Raw genomic sequence first — 19,314 nt, forward strand, 5'->3', positions numbered from 1 at the left:
GGCAGCCCCCTATTTCACCGCGCCAAAGGTGAGCCCGCGCACGAGCTGCTTCTGGCTGAACCAACCCAGGACGAGAATGGGCGCGATCGCCAGCGTCGACGCCGCCGACAGTTTTGCCCAGAACAGCCCTTCGGGGCTCGAATAGGAGGCGATGAACGTGGTGAGCGGCGCAGCGCTCGAGGTGGACAGGTTCAGCGTCCAGAACGCCTCGTTCCAGGCCAGGATCAGATTGAGCAACAGCGTGGACGCCAGTCCCGGGATCGCCATCGGCGTCAGCACATACACGAGCTCGCGGCCGATCGTGGCGCCGTCCATGCGCGCGGCCTCTAAGATGTCGCGTGGGATCTCCTTGAAATATGTGAAGAGCATCCAGATGACGATCGGCAGATTCCCGAGGCAGAGGATGAAGACGAGGCCGATGCGGGAATCGAGCAGCCCGAGGCTCTTGTAGATCAGGTAGATCGGCACCAACACGCCGACCGGCGGCATCATCTTGGTCGAGAGCATCCAGAGCAGGATGTCCTTGGTGCGCTTGGTTGGCGAGAACGCCATCGACCAGGCCGCCGGAATGGCGATCAGCAGCGCAATGAGCGTCGAGCCGCCGGCGATGATGATCGAGTTCATCGCGTGGTGCAGATAATCGCTGCGTTCCTGCACGGTCGCGTAGTTTTCGGTGGTCCAGTGGAAGAACAGGAAGGATGGCGGGATCGCGAAGGCCTCGAGCTCGGTCTTGAAGCTCGCCAGCCCCATCCACAGGATCGGAAAGAAGATCAGGAAGCCGAACAGCCAGGCCGCCGCCGTCGATATCATGACCCGCCGCGTCGTCGCCATCCGTGCCATGTCAGGCCTCCAGGTTGCGGCCGACGATGCGGACCAGGAAGAAGGCAACGATGTTGGCGATGACCACCGCGACGAGCCCGCCCGCCGAGGCGCTGCCGACGTCGAACTGGATCAGCGCCTGCGAATAGATCAGGAAGGCGATGTTGGTGGTTTGCAGGCCCGGCCCGCCGCCGGTGGTGACGAAGATCTCGGCGAACACCGTGAGCAGGAAGATGGTGTCGATCAGGATCACCACCGTGATGGGACGCGCGAGGTGCGGCAGCGTGATGTAGATGAAGGTCGAAACGGCGCTGGCGCCGTCCATCTCGGCGGCTTCCTTCTGCTCTTCGTCGAGCGATTGCAGCGCGGTGAGCAGGATCAGAGTCGCGAACGGCAGCCATTGCCAGGTCACGATCAAAATCACCGCAAACAGCGGCACGTCGTTGAACCAATCGATCGGCGTCAGGCCGAACAGCGAGGCGAGCCAGGCGAACAATCCCGACACCGGATGCATCAACAGGTTCTTCCAGACCAGCGCGCTCACCGTCGGCATCACGAAGAACGGGGCGATCACCATCAACCGCACGATATTGCGGCCGATCACGGGTTGGTCCATCAGCAGCGCCAGGGGAATGCCGAGCAGGATGGTCAGCGCCAGCACCGAGCCGACCAGCACCAGCGTGTTCTGAAGCGAGGCGAGGAAGGCAGGATCGGTGAGGAAGTAGCGGAAGTTTTCAAGGCCGACGAACGATTCCGAGCCGGGATCGAGCAGGCTGTAATGCAGCGTCGAGAAGTAGATCGTCAGCGCCAGCGGGACGATCATCCAGATGAACAGCAGCCCGACGGCCGGGGTCAGGAGCGACCGCGCAAGAAGCTGCGTCTGCCGGGTTGCCATTCTTGGCGCTCCGCTCGGAGGAAGAAGGGCGGCCATCCAGCAAGGAATGGATGGCCGCAAGTTTGAGCTCAGGGAGAGCCCGGGTTCACTTGATGTAGCCGGCGCGCTTCATCTCGCGCTCGGTAGCGGACTGCGCAGCCGTGAGCGCCGCATCGACCGTCATCGATCCCGCAAGCGCCGCCGAGAACTGCTGGCCCACCTGCGTGCCGATGCCCTGGAATTCAGGGATGGCGGCGTATTGCACGCCGACGTAGGGAACGGGCTTCACCGTCGGCTTGTTGGGATCGGCGGCGTCGATCGAGGCCAGCGTCAGTTTCGCAAACGGCGCGACCTTCAGGTACTCATCGTTCTGGTAGAGCGAGGTACGCGTGCCCGGCGGCACGTTGGCCCAGCCCTCCTTCGAGGCCACCAGCTTGGTGTAGTCCTTGCTGGTGGCCCAGGCGATGAACTTCTCGGCGGCTTCCGTCTTCTTGGAGCCGGCAGGGATTGCGAGATTCCAGGCCCACAGCCAGTTGGCGTTCTTGCCGAGCCCGGTGTTGGGCGCGAGCGCGAAGCCGACCTTGTCGGCGACCTTAGACTCCTTAGGGTTGGTGACGAAGGACGCCGCGACCGTGGCGTCGATCCACATCGCGCATTTGCCGGCGTTGAATAGCGCCAGATTCTCGTTGAAGCCGTTGGAGCTGGCGCCGGGAGGCCCGGCTTCCTTCATCAGGTTGACGTAGGTCGTGAGTGTCGTCTTCCATTCCGGCGTGTTGAACTGCGGCTGCCACTTTTCGTCGAACCAGCGCGCGCCATAGGAATTGGCCATCGCCGAGAGGAACGCCATGTTCTCGCCCCAGCCTGCCTTGCCGCGCAGGCAGATGCCGTAGGTGCCGGCGCTCTTGTCGGTCAGCTTCTTGGCCGCATCGATCACGAAATCCCAGCTCGGCTTTTCCGGCATCTTCAGGCCGGCCTTCTCGAACAGATCGGTGCGGTACATCACCATCGAACTCTCGCCGTAGAACGGCGCGGCGTAGAGCTTGCCGTCGGCGGAGACCGCGTCCTTGATCTTGGGCAGGAGGTCGGCGACGTCGTAATCGGCGCCGAGGTTGGCGAGCGGTACCAGCCAGCCCTTCTTGGCCCAGATCGGCACCTCGTACGTGCCGATGGTGAGGACATCGAACTGGCCACCCTTGGTGGCGATATCGGTGGTGACGCGCTGGCGCAGCACGTTCTCCTCCAGCGTCACCCATTTCACGGTGATGTCAGGGTTCTTCTTGGTGAACTCACCCGTCAGCCCCTGCATGCGGATCATGTCGCCATTGTTGACGGTGGCGATCGTCAGGGTCGTTTCGGCCGTCGCCGGGACGGCCAGCAGCAGGCAAGACGCGCCGCAGACGGCGCCCAGGACATGTTTCACGGTGACCTCCCCTCAATTCGCGTTTTGGGCATATGCCCACGCGTTGGGCGTATGTTCAGCGCAAGGGCGGCACGTTGTCAAGCAGGCGCGTGGGCATTCCAGCAACTTGTGAGTGCTGCGGTGCGGGAAGGATGGGGAGGTTTCGCTTCACCCACGGCTGCCGTCCTCCGCGAACGCGAAGCATCCAGTGTGGTAGGCACGCGAAGCGTGAGCGCTTTACCGCTCCAGAATCGCTCTTGCCGTCGCCTCGTCCGTGATCAATCCGTTGATCAGCCCGCCGCTCAGCGCGGCTGCAATCGCCGCCACCTTAGCTGCGCCCACCGCCGCACCGATGGTCGTGGTCTTCGCCGGCACTTCCGGCGGAATGCTGGTGAGGCGCTTGTTGGTGCCGGCCTTGAGCAGGCGGCCCTTGGCGTCATAGGCCCAGCCGGTGATCTCGCCGATGGCGCCCAGCCGCATCATCTCGAACAATTCGTCGCGGGTGACGAAGCCGTCGACGTGCACCTGCGCCTTCTGATCCATCTGGCCAATGCCGACGAGGCGCAAGTCAGCCCTTGCCGCGACCGCCTTCACCTTCGCGATCGGCTCGATGCGCACCATCCTGTTGCGCTCGTCCTCCGACGACATCAGGAACGGCAGCGGCATCGGATAGTGCCGCGCGCCGGTGCGGTCGGCGAGCCGGCCGACGGTGTCGTAGAAGCTCGCCGAGCCGTCGGCGGAGATGTTGCCGACCAGCGAGACGATCTGGTGATTGGGCCGCTCGATCGGCGTGACGCGCTCGACGGCGGCACGCACCGCCCGGCCCGTGCCGAGCGCGACGATCACGGGCGTCTCCGAACGCAGCGTGGAATCGAGCAAATTGGCGCAGCGCTCGGCGATTCCAGCCACCGCCTGCGGCGCGGCCGGATCGGCCGGCACCACCTCGCAATGAACGAGGTCGAACCGTTGCTTCAAGCGCGCCGCCAGCTCCATGCAGGCTGCGATGGGGTGCTCGAGCCGGAAGGTGATGAGCCGCTCGGCGAGGCACAACGAGACCAGCCGCTGCGCCGAAGCCCGCGACACCTGAAGCATCTTTGCGATCTCGTCCTGTGTGTGACCGGCAATGAAATAGAGCCAGCCGGCGCGCGCGGCGTCGTCGAGTCTCGACTTGTCGTTCTCGGCGGCCATGCGCGCTCACACCTCCCAGAGATCGCTCATATGTGTAAAGACCCGATCGGCCCCGGCGGCCGATAATATAGCCCGGCCATCGCGGCTGCGATAATGGCCGCCGCCGACAAATCCCCAGACGGTCATGCCGGCCGCCTTACCCGCCTGCACGCCGCTGACGCTATCCTCGATCACCAGCGTGCGCGATGGCGGCGTGCGCATGCTCTCGGCCGCTTGAAGAAAGAGATCAGGCGCCGGCTTGCCGTGCCTGACCATCTGCGCGGTGTAGATCCGATCGCCGAAATATGCCCGAAGACCGGTGACGTCGAGCGAGAGCGAGACGCGGTCGAGATCGCTCGACGAGGCCACGCAGAACGGCACGGTCAGTCCGGAGATCGCCGCCTCCACCCCGGGAATCGGCGCGAGCGAGGCGGCAAAATTCTCCAGCACACGCGACTTCAGTCGGGGCGGGAAGGCGTCCGTCAGCGAGTGCCCGAGATCGCGATAATGCTGCTCGACGGCCTTGGTGCTGCGTCCGAGAAACAGCTCGAGCGCCTGCTCCTCGCTGAGCACGAGACCGAATTCCGCCAGGACCTCGGACAGGCAGCGGCAGCTCAAGAGCTCGCTGTCGACGAGCACGCCGTCGCAGTCGAAGATGATCAGATCGGGATTTGGCCGGCTCTGGTCCATCCGGACATTCGATCATATACCCAAGCCGTGAGCAATAGCCCAACGTCGAGTTGCATGAACCGCCTCAGTGGGCCACCTGCCGGTAGATCGCCGGCAGTGCCGCGGGCAGTCGCTTGATGTTGCCGACGATCGCATAGCCGCTGCGCCCGAACAGGGCCGGAAAATAGGATTGCGCCGCCGCGTCGATCGTTACGCCGAACACAGTGATCCCGAGCCGGCGCGCTTCCTGCACGGACTTTCTGGTGTCTTCGACCGCAAAGCGCCCTTCATAGTGGTCGACGTCGTTCGGTTTGCCGTCGGTGAGGACGAGCAGCAGCTTCTTGCGCTGCGGCTGGCGTGCAAGCTCGGCGACGGCATGCCGTACCGCCGCACCGATCCGCGTGTAATAGCCGGGCTTGAGCGCGCCAATGCAGCGCTCGACCACGTCACTCATCGGCTCGCCGAACGCCTTAACCGTCTCGAGCCGCACCCAGGAGCGCCGGCGCGAGGTGAAGGTCAGGATGCTGTGGTGATCGCCGCAGGCGGATAGGCCGTGGGCAAGCACGAGCAGCGCCTCCTTCTCGACGTCGAGCACGCGGTAGCCATTGGCCCAGGCGTCCGTGGAGAGCGAGACGTCAACCAGCAGCGTGACAGCGAGATCGTGACCTTGCGGGCGCATCGCCATGTGGACGCGATCAAGACCGCTGCTGCTGCCGGCGCGGAGATCGCACCGCGCACGCACCAGCGCGTCAAGATCCAGATCATGCCCGTCGGCCTGAGCCCGCATCAACTCATGGCGCGGCCGCAGGACCTCGAAGCGGCGGCGCACCTGGCGGATGTGCCGGCGCATGGTCTCGTCGGGCGTCCAGCTTTCCCCATTCTCGGGGGCGGCAGATGCGAGTACGCGGCAATGATCCGGCAAATAGGAGCCGCTGCGATAATCCCATTCCGGATAGGTCAGCTCCGCAGTCAAGCGCGAGGCATCGAGGGCCTCCGGCGGGAGGTCGAGATCAAACTTGAACCGGCCCGCCGGCTTGCCGCTGCGGCGGCTGAGCGTTATCTCCTCGAGATCGTCCGCCGCCTTCTGCGCATCCTCCTCCTCACTGTCATCGGTGGGGCGGTCGACATTGACCATCTCGGCCATCGCGAGAATTTTCTCGAAGCGGTTGAGTACGAAGGGATCGCGGCGATTGGCGCCGTCCTCGCGCTCGCGCACGGCAAAGTGCTTGCGATTGTCCTCGCTCGCGGCCTCCGCACCATCGGCGCATTCATCCACGCCCGCATGCGCAGGCGACAGCTCGCGGGTCCAGCAATCGCCCCACAGCGGGCACGGAAGCATCGAGCGATAGCCAGGCGGCGCCTTGACCGGCAGCGGCTCCGTTCCCATCATCGCCGGCCACAGCTTGCCCACGGGAGCCTTTCCGGTTCCAAGTAGCGCCAGCACGATCTGCTCGACCTCCTGCTCGATGCGCGGCAAGGGGCGACGCGGCCTGGCTTCGGCAGTTGCTGCGGCGAGTTGCGCATAGTCGTCGACGAGGCCGGGAAATTGCGTGAGCACGAAGACCGCCGTCTCGCTGGCCCGGCGCAACACCAGAAGATCCCGCCGCAGCGGATCGGATTCGGTGATGGTTTCGATCGGCGCGGCTGCGAACCATGCCGCGAGCCAGCGATAGAGCGCTGCATTCAGCGCGTTGTCGGGAAAGATCGCGATGCTTTCAGGAAGGAAGATGGAGGTGGCATCGCGGCCCGGCTGCTCCAGGCGCTCGTCACCGAGACCGATGCGTTGCCGCCAGCCGAGCCGATGCCCGGACTTGCGCGCGCCGGCACCGGCGATCTGCACACCCGCCTCACCGCCCAGCGCGCGGAACATCACCGCGAGCCTGTTTCTCATTTCCGCAAGCGAGACCGCATGCTCGGCATGAACCGGATAGCTGGCGGTGCCACCGACCATGCGGTGCCAGGCGCGGCCGACGGTCTCTTCCAGTTCGAGGAAATCGAGCATCGGAGCCGCCTCAGCCGATCACGGCACGCGCGACGTCCAGCAGCGCCGCCTTGACATCGGCATCGTCGGTCAGCGGCTCGATCATGCCAGCGAGCACGGCATCGGCCGTCGGCATGCCGGCCGCAATCAGGGTCGCGCAATAGACGACGAGCCGGGTCGAGACACCCTCCTCCAGGTCGTGGCCCTTCAGCGCGCGCAGCCGGCCAGCCAGCCCGACCAGCGGCCGCACGCGCTCCGGCGATAGTCCGCTCTCGGCGGCGACCACCGCAATCTCCTGCTCCGGCGGCAGGAAGCCGAACTCGATCGCGACAAAGCGCTGCCGCGTCGACGGCTTGAGCGCCTTGAGCAGCGTCTGATAGCCTGGATTGTAGGAGACGACGAGCATGAAGCTGTTCGGCGCGGCAAGCTGCTCGCCGGTACGCTCCAGAGGCAGGATGCGGCGATCGTCGGTCAGGGGATGCAGCACCACCGTTACGTCCTTGCGCGCCTCCACGACCTCGTCGAGATAGCAGATGCCGCCCTCGCGCAACGCCCGCGTCAACGGGCCGTCGCTCCACACGGTATCGCCGCCCCTGAGCAGATAGCGGCCGGTGAGATCGGCCGCGGTGAGATCGTCGTGGCAGGCGACGGTATGCAGCGGCAATCCCAGCCGCGCCGCCATATGCGTGACGAAGCGCGTCTTGCCGCAGCCGGTCGGCCCCTTCAGCAGCACCGGCAGCTGATTGCGCCAAGCGTGCTCGAACAGCGCGCATTCGTTGCCACTGGCAATATAGGCGGGCGGCTGAGGTTCGGGCTTCGCCACGGCGAGAAGTGCTGCATTCATGGTCTTTCTCCGGAATTCACATAGTGACGGCGGCCGCAGCGAGCCACGGCCGCCTTTGCGCGCTCACTCGGCCGGCTGCAACGCGCCGGGGATGACCGGCTGACGGGCGCGACCGGGCACAAGCACGGCCCACACGAACATCAGCGCGGAGATCGCGACGAACACGCCGGACCCCAGCCGGACCCAGTAAAACATCGCGAGCTGGTCCTGCACGTCCATGTAGCCCTGGCCGAGCACGCGCTGGAGATGGACCTGGACCACGCCGGCGAAGGTCAGCGCGAAGGTCATCACCATCATGGCGGTGCACATGATCCAGAAGCTCGCCATGGAGAGCCATTGATTGTAGGGCGCACGCCCTCTGATCTGTGGGATTGCATAGGCCATCACGGACAGGTTCAGCATCACATAGGCGCCGAAGAAGGCGAGATGGCCGTGCGCGGCGGTAACCTGGGTGCCATGGGTGTAGTAGTTGACCGAGGACAGGGTGTGCAGGAAACCCCAGACACCGGCGCCGAGGAACGCCATGACCGAGCAGCCGACCGACCACAACAATGCAGCGCGGTTCGGGTGCTTGCGGCCGGCCTTCCAGGTCATTTGCACCGTGAAGATCACCATGGTGAAGAACGGCGCGACCTCGAGCGTGGAGAACAGCGAGCCGATCCACTGCCAGTAACCGGGCGCGCCGATCCAGTAGAAATGATGGCCGGTGCCGAGGATGCCGGAGAACAGCGCCAGCCCGATGATGACGTAGAGCCACTTCTCGACCACTTCGCGGTCGATGCCGTTGAGCTTGATCATGAGATAAGCGAGCACGGAGGCCATGATCAGCTCCCAGACGCCCTCGACCCAGAGATGAACAACATACCACCAGTACATCTTGTCGACCGCGAGATTTACCGGGTTGTAAAAGGCGAACAGGAAGAAGATCGCAACGCCCCACAGCCCGAATAGCAGGATGTTGGTGATCGTGGTCTTACGGCCCTTCAGCGCCGTCATGGTGACGTTGAACAGGAACATCAGGCAGACGACGACGATGCCGACCTTGATGATGAAGGGCTGTTCGAGGAATTCGCGGCCCTCGTGGTATTGGAAGAGATAACCGACCACAGCCACACCCGCAGCACCGAAAAACATCCAGAACTGGATCTTGGCCAGCAGCGGGCTGTAGAGCTCTGTCTCGGTTTCCTCGGGCAGCAGGAAGTAGGTCGCGCCCATGAAGCCGATCAACGACCACACGATCAGCGCGTTGGTGTGGATCATCCTGACGACGTTGAACGGCAGCAGGGTCGACAGCGTGTTGGGCAGGACGTAGATCGTTCCAGCGACGAGACCGAATAGGACCTGCGCCACGAACAGGGTCAGCGCGCCGTAGAAATACAGCATCGCGACTTTCTGGGTCTGATATTTCATCTCAGGCTCTCTGTCTTGAGGGATTTCAGGAAGCGATGCGCTCAGCCCGCCTTGTTCGGCGGCCACTCTTGGCGCTTGATCTTGCTGGTCCATTGCAGGAAGTCGGCGAGATCATCGAGCTCCTGGTCGGTGAGGTTGAATTGAGGCATCTGCCGGCGGCCCGGTGCGCCCGAAGGCTGCGACTGCATCCAGGCCTTCAATGTCTCGCGCGCGGCGGCCGGATCCTCGTTGCCACCCCAGCGATCCCAGACATTGCCGACTTCAGGCGCAAAGTAGGCGCCCTCGCCCAGCAGGGTATGACAGTTGATGCAAGAATTCTTCTCCCAGACGTGCTTGCCGCGGGCAACCGAAGACGTCAGCGTGGCTGCGTCGGTCGATGTCGTGGCCATGTAGTAATGGCTGTGCGCCGTTAGCCCTATGAAGATGGCGAAGAAAAAGGCCGAGCCGCCGTAGAAGACGTTTCGAGCGGCCGACTTGGTCAGGCGTTCAGCCATTGCCAATCCTTTCCGGTTGATTCCTGCGAAATTGCGATGGTGTGATTTATTGCCGCTTTGCCCGGCCCGTTCTTTGTCAGGGCGCAATGAGCGCGTCAGATCAGGGCGACGAGCGCGGAGGCGAGCCAGGCAAGCAGCAGCACGATGAGGATCCAGCTCGCGACGAGACCGCGCCAGAGTGCGGGGACGGCGCGAAGATCCATGAAGTCGAGCGCGATGCGATGCCCCTTGAGCGCGGCGAAGGCAAGCAGCAGAGCGTTGCCGAGCAGCGCCCGTGGTATCAGCGGCGGCAGCAGGACGGTCGCAAGCGCAAGGCCGATCAAGGCGATCCAGGTGACGTCGACACGATCTGGCATCGTCATTTCACCAGATACAGGATCGGGAACATCACGATCCAGACCAGATCGACCATGTGCCAGAAGGCCGTTCCCGTCTCGACGCCTGATATCCCGGCTCGGCGGCAGACCACGGCGAGAATGATGATGCCGAGACCAACGTGCAGGAGATGAAAGCCGGTCAGCAGGAAGTAGAGCGTGAAGAAGGGATTGGTCTCAAGCCCGACCCCGCGCCCGGTTTCTTCGGCGTACTCTGCGAGCTTGATCGCGATGAAAAGGCAGCCGAGCGCCATGGCGCCGAGAAGCCAGTATCGTGTCGTTGCCCGTTGTCCATTCCGCACGGCCTTGGTCGCCCGGGCCGCCGCCCAGCCGCTGGTCACCAGCACGACGGTATTGAGGCCGGCGAGATGCGAATCGAGCGTGGCCTGCCCGGCCGCGAACATCGCGGGGTGAATCGCGCGGGCGACAGAGAAGGCGCCGAGGAGCAGGCCGAAGGCGACGAGTTCGCTGAAGATCAGCACCCAGATCATGGGATCGCCGGGGAGATCCTGCAGGATTCCCCAGCCTGTTTCCTGCTGTTCGCACTCGGCCGTCGACATCGTCTTTCCGGATCAGGACACCGGTCAGACTTAGCTCGGCCACCCGGTTCCGAATTTGTTGCCGGACAAACTGGGGGACTGCAGGGCTCCTGTTTGCGCCGACACAACGTTCAGCCAGCCGTTTCGCGGTACGAACCGGCTCAGAGCTTCACGGAGCGCCGGACGATCCCATGAGCGATGCACAGATCGGGCTGATGACCGCAACACCCATCATCATTGCCTTCGCCATCGCGCTCAGGCGCATGGGCGTGCTGTCGACGGTGGGAACCGTATCGGCGGTGGGGCTCTCGATCGGGATCGCGACCGTGCTGTTCACGACGCAATCACCGCTGCCGTAGTGCTTAGGACCGTAGCCCGGATGCAGCGCAGCGCAATCCGGGAAATCTCACCAAGCGCAGAGACCCGGATTACGCTGCGCTGCATCCGGGCTACGAAGCGCTACCGCCGCTGATTGTACACGTCGATGCACACCGCGCCCAGCAGCACCAGGCCCTTGATGACCTGCTGATAGTCGATGCCGATGCCGAGGATGGACATGCCGTTGTTCATCACGCCCATGATCATGGCGCCGACCACGGCACCGCCGACTCGCCCGACACCGCCATAGGCCGAGGCGCCGCCGATGAAGCAGGCGGCAATGACGTCGAGCTCGAAGCCGAGGCCGGCCTTCGGAGTCGCCGTGTTGAGCCGCGCGGCGAAGACGAGGCCGGCGAGCGCGGCCAGCACGCCCATGTTGACGAAGGTGAGGAAGGTCAGCCGCTCGGTCTTGATGCCCGACAGGCTCGCCGCCTTGGCGTTGCCGCCGACCGCGTAGATCTGCCGGCCGATCACGGTGCGGCGGGTGACGAAGCCGTAGAGCGCGATCAGCGCGGTCATGATCACCAGCACGTTCGGCAAGCCGCGATGCGAGGCGATCAGATAGGTGAAATAGAGCACGGCGCAGGCGAGCAAGATGCTTTTGCCGAGGAAGAACGCATAGGGCTCGACCTCGATGCCGTGCGACTGCTCGCGCGACCTTCCCTTGGCACTGGCATAGACGAGCCCGAGCGCGAGAACGGCGCCGATCAGCATCGAGGTCGGATGCAGCGTGCCGGCCTCAGGCAGCAGCTCCGGAATGAAACCCGAGGACAGTTTCTGGAAGGTGGCCGGGAACGGCCCGAGCGACTGGCCCTGCAACACCGCGAGCGCCAGGCCCTTGAACACCAGCATGCCCGCCAATGTCACGATGAAGGAGGGGATCTTGAAATAGGCCACCCAATAGCCCTGCGCCGCACCGATCGCGCCACCGAGCGCGAGGCAAGCGATGAAGGCGAGCGTATAATCGACCTTGTAGGTCACCATCAGCAAGGCCGCCACGGCGCCGATGAAGCCTGCGACCGAGCCGACCGAAAGGTCGATATGGCCAGTGACGATGACCAGCAGCATGCCCAGCGCCATGATGACGATGTAGCTGTTCTGCAGCACCAGGTTGGTGAGGTTGAGCGGCTGCAGCAACGTGCCGCCGGTCACGACCTGGAAGAACAGCATGATCGCAACCAGCGACATCAACATGCCGTAATTGCGCAAATTGTTCTTGATGAAGCTGCCGTGCCGGCGCTCCTCGGGCAGCGAAACCGTCTTGTCGGTCATGGCTGCAATCCTCCCATCTCCGCGGCCGCGGGCGCGGCGTTCCCAATGCTTCGTTCGTTGCGCATGATGGCGCGCATGATCTTTTCCTGTGTCGCCTCTGAGCCCTTGAACTCGCCGACGAAGGCGCCGTCGTTCATGACGCAGATGCGATCGCAGATGCCGAGCAGCTCGGGCATCTCCGAGGAGATCACCACGACGCCGCGGCCGGCTTCCGCAAGCTCGTTGATGATACAGTAAATCTCATATTTGGCACCGACGTCGATACCCCTGGTCGGCTCGTCCAGGATCAGGACCTTGGGGTCGGTCATCAGCCATTTCGACAGCACGACCTTTTGCTGGTTGCCGCCGGAGAGCTGGCCGGTCTCCTGGTAGACGTCGGAGCAGCGGATGCGCATCCGGTTGCGGTAGTCGCTGGCGACCTTGAGCTCGGCGATATCGTCGATCACCCTGCCCGGTGCGACCTGGTCGAGGCTCGCCAGCGTGATGTTCTTGCGGACGTCGTCGGCGAGGATCAGGCCGAGTTGCTTGCGGTCCTCGGTGACGTAGGCAAGGCCGGCGTCGATCGCGGCGGCGACGCTCGGCAGCGCGATCTCACGGGCTTCGAGCCGGATAGTGCCGCTGATATTGGTGCCCCAGGAGCGGCCGAACAGGCTCATGGCGAACTCGGTGCGCCCTGCCCCCATAAGCCCGGCAATGCCCACGACCTCGCCGCGCTTGACACCGAAACTGACGTTCTTGATCACCTGCCGCTCGGGATGGATGGGGTGATAGACCGACCAGTTCTCGATGTCGAGCACGGGCTCGCCGATCTTCACGTTGCGCTCCGGGAAGCGGTGCGCCATGTCGCGGTTGACCATGCTGCGGATGATGCGATCTTCCTGGATCTGCTCGGCGTGGCAGTCGATGCTGTCCACCGTGCGGCCGTCGCGCAGCACGGTGATGTGGTCGGCGACCTTGGCGACCTCGTTCAGCTTGTGTGAGATCAGGATCGAGCCGATGCCCTGCTCGCGGAAGGTCATCAGGCGTTCGAGCAGCGCGGCGCTGTCGGCCTCGTTAAGGCTCGCGGTCGGCTCGTCCAGGATCAGCATCCGCACCCGCTTGGACAGCGCCTTGGCGATCTCGACGAGCTGCTGCTTGCCGACGCCGAGATCGGTGATCAGCGTATCCGGCGATTCCTTCAGGCCGACCTGCGCCAGCAGCTCGCGCGTGCGCCGGTAGACCTCGTCGCGGTCGATCACGCCCAACTTCGACGGCGGATGCGACAGGAAGATGTTCTCCGCAATCGACATCAGCGGGATCAGCGCCAGCTCCTGATGGATGATGATGATGCCCAGCGCCTCGGAATCATTGATGTCGCGAAATCGGCGCTCCTCGCCATCGAAGATGATGGTGCCCTCGTAGCTGCCGTGCGGATAGACCCCGCTCAGCACCTTCATCAGCGTCGACTTGCCGGCGCCGTTCTCGCCGACGAGCGCATGGATCTGCCCGGCGCGAACCGAGAAGTTGACGTCGCGCAATGCCTGCACGCCGGCAAAGCTCTTGCTGACGTTGCGCATCTCCAGCATGGCGGTCATGGCTTTGGTGTCCCTTGCGTTACTTCGTCTCTCCCCGCGTGCGGGGAGAGGTTGACTGATATCGCTGCATCCACATCGTCATTGCGAGCGCAGCGAAGCAATCCAGACAATTTCCGCGGTGGCAGACTGGATTGCTTCGCTGCGCTCGCAATGACGGAGTGCATACCAACCACTGCCCGTATGGAAAGAGGCCCCTCACCCTAACCCTCTCCCCGCAAGCGGGGAGAGGGGAAAAAGAGAGAGTCTTACTGGAACTGCGACTTCTTGTAGTAGCCGCTGTCGACCAGGGTCTTCTCCCAATTGTCCTTGTAGACCACAACCGGCTTCAGCAGATAGGACGGCACGGTCTTGACACCGTTCTCGTAGGTCTTGGTGTCGTTGACGGTGACCTGTTTGCCGGCGAGCGCGGCGTCGACCATGTCGGCGGTCACCTTGGCGAGGTCGCGGGTGTCCTTGAAGATGGTCGAGTACTGGTCGCCGCGCAGCATCGCCTTGATCGAGGGCACCTCGGCATCCTGGCCCGAGATGATGGGCATCGGCTGGCCGGCACTGCCGTAGCCGACGCCCTTCAGCGAGGAGATGATGCCGATCGAGAGGCCGTCATAGGGCGACAGCACGGCGTTGACCTTCTTGTTGCCGTAGTAGGCGCTGAGCAGGTTGTCCATGCGGGCCTGCGCAGTGGCGCCGTCCCAGCGCAGGGTCGCGACCTTATCCATGCCCATCTGGCCGGACACGACCACGAGCTTGCCGCTGTCGATATACGGCTTCAGCACGCTCATGGCGCCGTTGTAAAAGAAGTAGGCATTGTTGTCGTCGGGCGAGCCGCCGAACAGCTCGATGTTGAAGGGGCCCTTGCCGTCCTTCAGGCCGAGACCTTGCACGATCGACTCCGCCTGGAGCACGCCGACCTGGAAGTTGTCGAAGGTCGCGTAATAGTCGACGTTCGGCGTTCCGCGGATCAGGCGGTCATAGGCGATCACGGTGATGCCTTTTGCTTTCGCCTGCTTGAGCACGTCGGACAAGGTGGTACCGTCGATCGCGGCGATCACCAGCGCCTTGGCGCCCTTGGTCACCATGTTCTCGACCTGGGAGAGCTGGTTCGGGATGTCGTCCTCGGCATATTGCAGGTCGGTGTTGTAGCCGCGCTCCTTCAGCACCTTGACCATGTTGTTGCCGTCGTCGATCCAGCGCGCCGAGGACTTCGTCGGCATGGCGATGCCGACCGTCGCCTTCTGGGCGAAGGCAGCGACGCCTGTGGCCATCGTGGCGGCACTGGCCAACGCCAGCGCGAGGAATGTTGTTTTCAGTTTCAGCATGTTTCACTCCCTTTGGGTGTCAGACTTTCTTCGTGGTGTCGAGAACGACGGTCGTGTACGGCTTGGGCCTCCTATGCGAGCTTGACGTCGGGTTCCGCGCGTCCGCGCGCGGCTGCTTCGAGCAGAAAGGTGCAGCCGGCTTGCGGATCGGCAGCGCGTGCCGCCGTGTCCATATCCTGCCAGGCCGACGTGACGAGCAGGCGCGACAGGTCGGGGCCGACGAAGGCGGGGCAGCTCGCCTGCTTCGCCGGCACGCTAAGCGAACGCAGGCGCTCGCCTTGCGGCGAGTAGACGTCGATCCGGCTCGCGCCCCAGCACGCATTCCAGATCTGCCCGTCGGCGTCGCATACCGAACCGTCGAGACCGCCGATGCCGCTGTGGCGCAACAGCACCTCCGGCTCGCCGCGCGGCAGGCCGGTCGCGGGGTTGAGCGGCACGGCATAGAGCACCGCACGCGGCGTGTCGGTGAAGTAGCCGGTGGCGCCGTCGGGCGAGAAGCAGATCGAATTGGGAATGCTGATGCCGGGAAACAGCGTCGAGATCTTGCCGCGATGAAGCGCGTAGATCGCGCCCGCCTTCGGCTCGGCTTTCTTGCCCATGGTGCCGATCCAGAACGTACCGGATTGATGCACGCGGCAATCGTTTGAGCGCGTCGCCGGATTGTCCGCTTCGAGCGGACAGAACAGCGTCATCGCACCATCAGCGAGCTTGCGGATATAGAGGCCGTCCTCGGCGACGATCAGCTGCCGCTCGGCGTCGATGCGCCCCAGCGCGCTCGCCATCCGCCCGAGCGCGTGGCTGCGGACAGTGCCGGTGCCGAGTTGCGCCTCGAACAGCTTGCCTTCGCGAATGTCGAACCACCACGCCATATCCGTGGTCACGTCATAGGTCGGACCTTCGCCGAGATGGCAAGGATGATCCGAGAGGACAGCCGTCGGCACCTGCTCCATCATGGCGACCTCACTGAGAAGCGATAGACCGTGTGATGGCGATAGACCTCGCCGGAATCGAGGCGCGGGCTCGGAAAGTCCGGCCGGTTCGGAGCGTCGGGCCAGATGTGCGGCTCCAGGCAGATGGCGTCCGATTGCCGGATCAGCTTGCCGCCCTTGCCCGACATCGTACCGTCGAGATAATTGCCCGAATAGACCTGAAGTCCGGGCTGATCGGTGAGCAGCTCCATGATGCGCCCGGAGCGCGGCGCCTCCAGCCGCGCCGCGAGCGCAAGCTTGCCGTCGCGCCCGAGGCAGTAGGTGTGGTCGTAGCCCCTGCCGTTGCGCAATTGCGGGTCACGTTCGCGGATGCGCTCACCCACCGGCCACGGTTTGCGGAAATCGAACGGCGTGCCGGCCACGCTGCACGGCGGCTCCGGCAGCGGAATGGCGGTGGCATCGATGGGGAGGAACTGCTCGGCGGCGACCATTAGATGATGATCGAGAATGGACGTCCCCGACGTCGCACCCTCGAGATTGAAGAAGCTGTGGTTGGTCAAATTGACGACGGTCGGCCGGTCGGTCCGCGCTTCCATCAGCAGCGACAGCTCGGTCGGCCCGGTGATGCGATAGGTCACGCGAACGTCGAGCCTACCGGGATAACTCTCCTCGCCATGCGGGCTGACATAGGTGAGCGTCACCGCGGGCTCGGCGCCTTCGTCGATCTCCGCGATCTCCCAGAGCTTGCGATCAAAACCCTCGAGCCCGCCGTGCAACGCATTCGGACCGTTGTTGACCGCTAGCTGCACCGTCTCGCCTTGAAGCGAAAACTGTCCCTTGGCGATGCGGTTGGCATAGCGGCCGACGGTGGCGCCCAGAAACTTCCGTTCGGCGAGATAGCCGGCGAAGGCATCATGGCCAAGCACGACGTCGTCATATCCGCCGTTGGCATCCGGCGCGATCAACGCCTGCAGCACCGCGCCGTAGCTGATGATGCGCGCCTCGAAGCCGCCCTCCCCGCGCAGCACGACGCGCTCGACCTCGCGGCCGTCGGGCAGCGTCCCGAACACGTCTCTTGTGATTGTTGATGCGGCCATGCTCAATCCACAAACGGTTCGACGATCGTGCGCTTGCCGAGCAGGAAGGCGTCGGCGACGAGACGGAGCGGCGTCAGATCGACGTCACTTGCGCCGGTTGCTGCGAGCGCGACGAAGCGTCGGTAGAGCCCGCGATATTCCTCATCGGGCCCTTCGGCAAGCACCTTGCCGTCGACGGCCATGCGCGCGCCACCGCTGGACAGCGTCAGCCGGCCCTGATCGGTTTCGACGAGGATATCCCAGCTCTGCGGCCCGGTCTGGCGGAAGTCGAACTCGGCGGTCACGGGCAGGCCGCTGATATCCGTCAGGTTCAGGTTCGCCGCGATCGGCGCCTGGCAATTGGTTGGAAAGGCCAGCTCGGCCGCGGTGACGAACACGGGCTCCGGCAGAATCCTGGTCAGGATCGACAGCGCATTGATGCCCGGATCGAACACGCCGAGGCCGCCGGGCTCCCAGATCCAGCCCTGCCCGGGATGCCAGACACGCACGTCCTCCTTCCAGCTGATGTGAACGGATTTGATGTGCCGATCAGTGAGCCATTGCCGGGCCGGCTCCACCGCCGGCGCATAGCGCGAATGCCAGGTCGCAAACAATGTCCGCTTCGCACCCGCCGCCATCGCGATCAACGGATCAAGCTCGGCAACGCCGGTGCCCGGCGGCTTCTCCAGCATGACGTGCTTGCCGGCGGCGAGCGCCGCCGCGGCCTGGGCCCGCCGCACCTGCGGCGGCGTGCAGAGCGAGACCGCGTCGATCGGCGGCCCCTTCTGAAGCAATTCCTCGATGGTCGCAAAATGCGGCACCCCCTGCAGCGAGGCGTTGCGGCTCGCCACGGCGGCAAGCGTTGCGCCCGGTGTGGCGGCGATCGCCGCCACATGCTGGTCCCGCGCGATCTTGCCGAAGCCGACGATGGCGATGCGAAGGTCTGTCACGCTTGTTCTCCAGTGTCGGCCGACGGTGGCGGCTCGGCCGGGGCGGTCTCGATCGCCGTACTGTCATGGCGGCGCATGCCGTTGTGAATGACATAGACCATGGCCTCGGATGCGGCATGGGCATCGCCCGCGACGATGGCATCGACGATCTTCTGATGCCAGAGCAGCACGGTATCGCGATCCTCCGGCTCGACCGGAGCGCTGAGCAGGAAAGAGGCGCGCAGCGCTGCTTCAATGACATGCCCAATCGAGCGCATGAACAGATTGCCCGAGGCACGCGCCACGGCAACATGAAGCGCGAGATCTGCATCTGCAAATCCGACCGAGTCGGACGCTTCATGCCGCATCCGATCCATGCTGCGGCGCAGCTCGCTGATGTCTTGCTCGGATCGCTGTGTTGCCGCCAGCATCGCCGCGCGCGGCTCCACGGCGAGACGGATCTCGGCGAGGTCGTCAAGGAAGCGCTTGTCGATGCCGGCATCGAGGTGCCAGGCCAGCACGTCTGCGTCGAACATGTTCCAGGCACCTCGCTCGCGCACGACGGTGCCGACCCGCGCCTTGGTGGTGAGCAGGCCCTTGGCGACCAGCGTCTTGACGCTCTCGCGCAGCACCGGCCGCGACACGCCGAACATTGCGATCATCTCGGCATCCCCCGGCAGGCGCGTGCCTTCCGCATAGCGGCCGGCGATGATGTCGACGCCGATCGAACGCGCCACCTCCGCATGGTTGGAATGGGCCCGCCGCGTCGGGATGACGACGATCCGCGAGGTCATGACGCCGCTCCCGCATGCTTCGCCGCCGGCCGGCGCGCAAGCGCGACCAGCCCCTGCAGCAGGGCAATGAACGCGAATAGAAGCACGCCCGAGGTGCGGGGGATCAGCAAGAGCTTTGGCGCGGTGCAGGAGGTCGACTTCATGCTGAGACGGACGTTTCGGCCGCGCGCCAGCCGGATTCCGATCCAATCTGCGAGAAGCCGATCGTGAGCTGGGCGCTGGCCGGCGTCGCGAGCAACAAGGCGGCCATGGCGCTGGCCGCACAGAGAGCTTTAGGGGGCATCAGCGTCTCCCAAGATGTTTTATCCGGGGGCGCCGATTGGTAGCATGGCACCCACAGGCCGGCCTTCGCGCCAGCGGCGGGCACTATTTCACGGAAGTTGAGTTCCGACTAGTCATATTATTTGACTATTTGGAGCAAACGCAGCGAGGTGGGGCGAGCTGAGTTATGACACGTTCAGCGCGATTTTGTTCCC

Annotated in this window: 19 protein-coding genes and 1 pseudogene; 1 reads left to right on the forward strand and 19 read right to left on the reverse strand. The window is 64.3% G+C overall.

Annotated elements, in window-relative coordinates; translation table 11 throughout:
* Positions 1–9 precede the first annotated feature (9 nt).
* The 11 genes from I6F33_RS20365 to I6F33_RS20415 all read right to left on the reverse strand — a co-directional run bounded on the left by I6F33_RS20365 (position 10) and on the right by I6F33_RS20415 (position 10,591).
* Positions 10–840 carry a carbohydrate ABC transporter permease gene (locus tag I6F33_RS20365; protein ID WP_036005504.1) on the reverse strand — a complete coding sequence of 277 codons (831 nt, stop codon included), beginning with the start codon at positions 838–840 and terminating at the stop codon, positions 10–12.
* A 1-nt stretch (position 841) separates the two neighbouring features.
* A complete protein-coding gene (locus I6F33_RS20370) occupies positions 842–1,714 on the reverse strand; it encodes a carbohydrate ABC transporter permease (protein ID WP_225143971.1) in 873 nt (290 codons plus the stop codon).
* A gap of 85 nt (positions 1,715–1,799) precedes the next feature.
* The gene (locus I6F33_RS20375; protein WP_036023411.1) at positions 1,800–3,113 is read right to left on the reverse strand and encodes a sugar ABC transporter substrate-binding protein; all 1,314 of its coding nucleotides are present in this window, start codon (positions 3,111–3,113) and stop codon (positions 1,800–1,802) included.
* A gap of 216 nt (positions 3,114–3,329) precedes the next feature.
* Positions 3,330–4,280 (reverse strand): sugar-binding transcriptional regulator, encoded by a 951-nt coding sequence (locus tag I6F33_RS20380; protein ID WP_057030032.1) that lies wholly within the window; start codon positions 4,278–4,280, stop codon positions 3,330–3,332.
* A 6-nt stretch (positions 4,281–4,286) separates the two neighbouring features.
* Positions 4,287–4,949, reverse strand: a complete 663-nt coding sequence (locus tag I6F33_RS20385) for an HAD family hydrolase (RefSeq protein WP_225143973.1) — start codon at positions 4,947–4,949, stop codon at positions 4,287–4,289.
* Positions 4,950–5,013: 64 nt separating this feature from the next.
* Complete coding sequence (locus I6F33_RS20390) at positions 5,014–6,930, reverse strand: nitric oxide reductase activation protein NorD (protein WP_225143975.1); 1,917 nt, start codon at positions 6,928–6,930, stop codon at positions 5,014–5,016.
* A 10-nt stretch (positions 6,931–6,940) separates the two neighbouring features.
* Positions 6,941–7,753, reverse strand: a complete 813-nt coding sequence (locus I6F33_RS20395) for a CbbQ/NirQ/NorQ/GpvN family protein (protein WP_225111793.1) — start codon at positions 7,751–7,753, stop codon at positions 6,941–6,943.
* Positions 7,754–7,816: 63 nt separating this feature from the next.
* The gene (locus I6F33_RS20400; protein ID WP_036023400.1) at positions 7,817–9,163 is read right to left on the reverse strand and encodes a cbb3-type cytochrome c oxidase subunit I; all 1,347 of its coding nucleotides are present in this window, start codon (positions 9,161–9,163) and stop codon (positions 7,817–7,819) included.
* A 41-nt stretch (positions 9,164–9,204) separates the two neighbouring features.
* Positions 9,205–9,657, reverse strand: coding sequence for a cytochrome c (locus I6F33_RS20405; protein WP_036005521.1), 453 nt, complete (start codon positions 9,655–9,657; stop codon positions 9,205–9,207).
* Positions 9,658–9,752: 95 nt separating this feature from the next.
* A complete protein-coding gene (locus I6F33_RS20410) occupies positions 9,753–10,013 on the reverse strand; it encodes a cytochrome C oxidase subunit IV family protein (protein ID WP_109145859.1) in 261 nt (86 codons plus the stop codon).
* Between the two features lie 2 nt (positions 10,014–10,015).
* Positions 10,016–10,591, reverse strand: coding sequence for a cytochrome c oxidase subunit 3 family protein (locus tag I6F33_RS20415; RefSeq protein ID WP_225111792.1), 576 nt, complete (start codon positions 10,589–10,591; stop codon positions 10,016–10,018).
* A 170-nt stretch (positions 10,592–10,761) separates the two neighbouring features.
* Between I6F33_RS20415 and I6F33_RS20420 the strand changes: the two genes are divergently transcribed.
* The gene (locus I6F33_RS20420; protein ID WP_085974376.1) at positions 10,762–10,929 is read left to right on the forward strand and encodes a hypothetical protein; all 168 of its coding nucleotides are present in this window, start codon (positions 10,762–10,764) and stop codon (positions 10,927–10,929) included.
* A gap of 100 nt (positions 10,930–11,029) precedes the next feature.
* Here the strand turns inward: I6F33_RS20420 and mmsB are convergent, their stop codons facing one another.
* The 8 genes and pseudogenes from mmsB to I6F33_RS20460 form a co-directional block, all read right to left on the reverse strand.
* Positions 11,030–12,220, reverse strand: coding sequence for a multiple monosaccharide ABC transporter permease (mmsB, locus tag I6F33_RS20425; protein WP_036005525.1), 1,191 nt, complete (start codon positions 12,218–12,220; stop codon positions 11,030–11,032).
* Positions 12,217–13,794: a multiple monosaccharide ABC transporter ATP-binding protein gene (gene mmsA, locus I6F33_RS20430; RefSeq protein ID WP_225143977.1), complete on the reverse strand. Its 1,578-nt coding sequence runs from the start codon at positions 13,792–13,794 to the stop codon at positions 12,217–12,219. The genes mmsB and mmsA overlap by 4 nt, the downstream gene beginning before the upstream one ends.
* A gap of 245 nt (positions 13,795–14,039) precedes the next feature.
* Positions 14,040–15,110, reverse strand: a complete 1,071-nt coding sequence (chvE, locus tag I6F33_RS20435) for a multiple monosaccharide ABC transporter substrate-binding protein (RefSeq protein WP_036005529.1) — start codon at positions 15,108–15,110, stop codon at positions 14,040–14,042.
* A gap of 71 nt (positions 15,111–15,181) precedes the next feature.
* Positions 15,182–16,060: an SMP-30/gluconolactonase/LRE family protein gene (locus tag I6F33_RS20440; RefSeq protein WP_225144063.1), complete on the reverse strand. Its 879-nt coding sequence runs from the start codon at positions 16,058–16,060 to the stop codon at positions 15,182–15,184.
* A complete protein-coding gene (locus I6F33_RS20445; protein ID WP_225143978.1) occupies positions 16,060–17,136 on the reverse strand; it encodes an aldose epimerase family protein in 1,077 nt (358 codons plus the stop codon). Before I6F33_RS20445 ends, I6F33_RS20440 begins: the two co-directional genes overlap by 1 nt.
* 2 nt (positions 17,137–17,138) lie before the next feature.
* Complete coding sequence (locus I6F33_RS20450; RefSeq protein WP_225143979.1) at positions 17,139–18,065, reverse strand: Gfo/Idh/MocA family protein; 927 nt, start codon at positions 18,063–18,065, stop codon at positions 17,139–17,141.
* Complete coding sequence (locus tag I6F33_RS20455; protein ID WP_036005559.1) at positions 18,062–18,838, reverse strand: FadR/GntR family transcriptional regulator; 777 nt, start codon at positions 18,836–18,838, stop codon at positions 18,062–18,064. The genes I6F33_RS20450 and I6F33_RS20455 overlap by 4 nt, the downstream gene beginning before the upstream one ends.
* Before the next feature lie 148 nt (positions 18,839–18,986).
* Positions 18,987–19,121: pseudogene (locus I6F33_RS20460) on the reverse strand (sugar ABC transporter substrate-binding protein); the annotation flags it as partial.
* Positions 19,122–19,314 lie beyond the last annotated feature (193 nt).

Source organism: Bradyrhizobium sp. BRP20, assembly GCF_020194215.1.
GTDB classification, from domain to species: domain Bacteria; phylum Pseudomonadota; class Alphaproteobacteria; order Rhizobiales; family Xanthobacteraceae; genus Bradyrhizobium; species Bradyrhizobium yuanmingense.

Bases quoted from the DNA above. Each gene is read 5' to 3' on its own strand.
- I6F33_RS20365 (WP_036005504.1), bottom strand. From the start codon at position 840: ATGGCACGGATGGCGACGACGCGGCGGGTCATGATATCGACGGCGGCG.
- I6F33_RS20370 (WP_225143971.1), bottom strand. From the start codon at position 1,714: ATGGCAACCCGGCAGACGCAGCTTCTTGCGCGGTCGCTCCTGACCCCG.
- I6F33_RS20380 (WP_057030032.1), bottom strand. From the start codon at position 4,280: ATGGCCGCCGAGAACGACAAGTCGAGACTCGACGACGCCGCGCGCGCC.
- I6F33_RS20385 (WP_225143973.1), bottom strand. From the start codon at position 4,949: ATGGACCAGAGCCGGCCAAATCCCGATCTGATCATCTTCGACTGCGAC.
- I6F33_RS20390 (WP_225143975.1), bottom strand. From the start codon at position 6,930: ATGCTCGATTTCCTCGAACTGGAAGAGACCGTCGGCCGCGCCTGGCAC.
- I6F33_RS20395 (WP_225111793.1), bottom strand. From the start codon at position 7,753: ATGAATGCAGCACTTCTCGCCGTGGCGAAGCCCGAACCTCAGCCGCCC.
- I6F33_RS20400 (WP_036023400.1), bottom strand. From the start codon at position 9,163: ATGAAATATCAGACCCAGAAAGTCGCGATGCTGTATTTCTACGGCGCG.
- I6F33_RS20405 (WP_036005521.1), bottom strand. From the start codon at position 9,657: ATGGCTGAACGCCTGACCAAGTCGGCCGCTCGAAACGTCTTCTACGGC.
- I6F33_RS20410 (WP_109145859.1), bottom strand. From the start codon at position 10,013: ATGCCAGATCGTGTCGACGTCACCTGGATCGCCTTGATCGGCCTTGCG.
- I6F33_RS20415 (WP_225111792.1), bottom strand. From the start codon at position 10,591: ATGTCGACGGCCGAGTGCGAACAGCAGGAAACAGGCTGGGGAATCCTG.
- I6F33_RS20420 (WP_085974376.1), top strand. From the start codon at position 10,762: ATGAGCGATGCACAGATCGGGCTGATGACCGCAACACCCATCATCATT.
- mmsB (WP_036005525.1), bottom strand. From the start codon at position 12,220: ATGACCGACAAGACGGTTTCGCTGCCCGAGGAGCGCCGGCACGGCAGC.
- mmsA (WP_225143977.1), bottom strand. From the start codon at position 13,794: ATGACCGCCATGCTGGAGATGCGCAACGTCAGCAAGAGCTTTGCCGGC.
- chvE (WP_036005529.1), bottom strand. From the start codon at position 15,110: ATGCTGAAACTGAAAACAACATTCCTCGCGCTGGCGTTGGCCAGTGCC.
- I6F33_RS20440 (WP_225144063.1), bottom strand. From the start codon at position 16,060: ATGGAGCAGGTGCCGACGGCTGTCCTCTCGGATCATCCTTGCCATCTC.
- I6F33_RS20445 (WP_225143978.1), bottom strand. From the start codon at position 17,136: ATGGCCGCATCAACAATCACAAGAGACGTGTTCGGGACGCTGCCCGAC.
- I6F33_RS20455 (WP_036005559.1), bottom strand. From the start codon at position 18,838: ATGACCTCGCGGATCGTCGTCATCCCGACGCGGCGGGCCCATTCCAAC.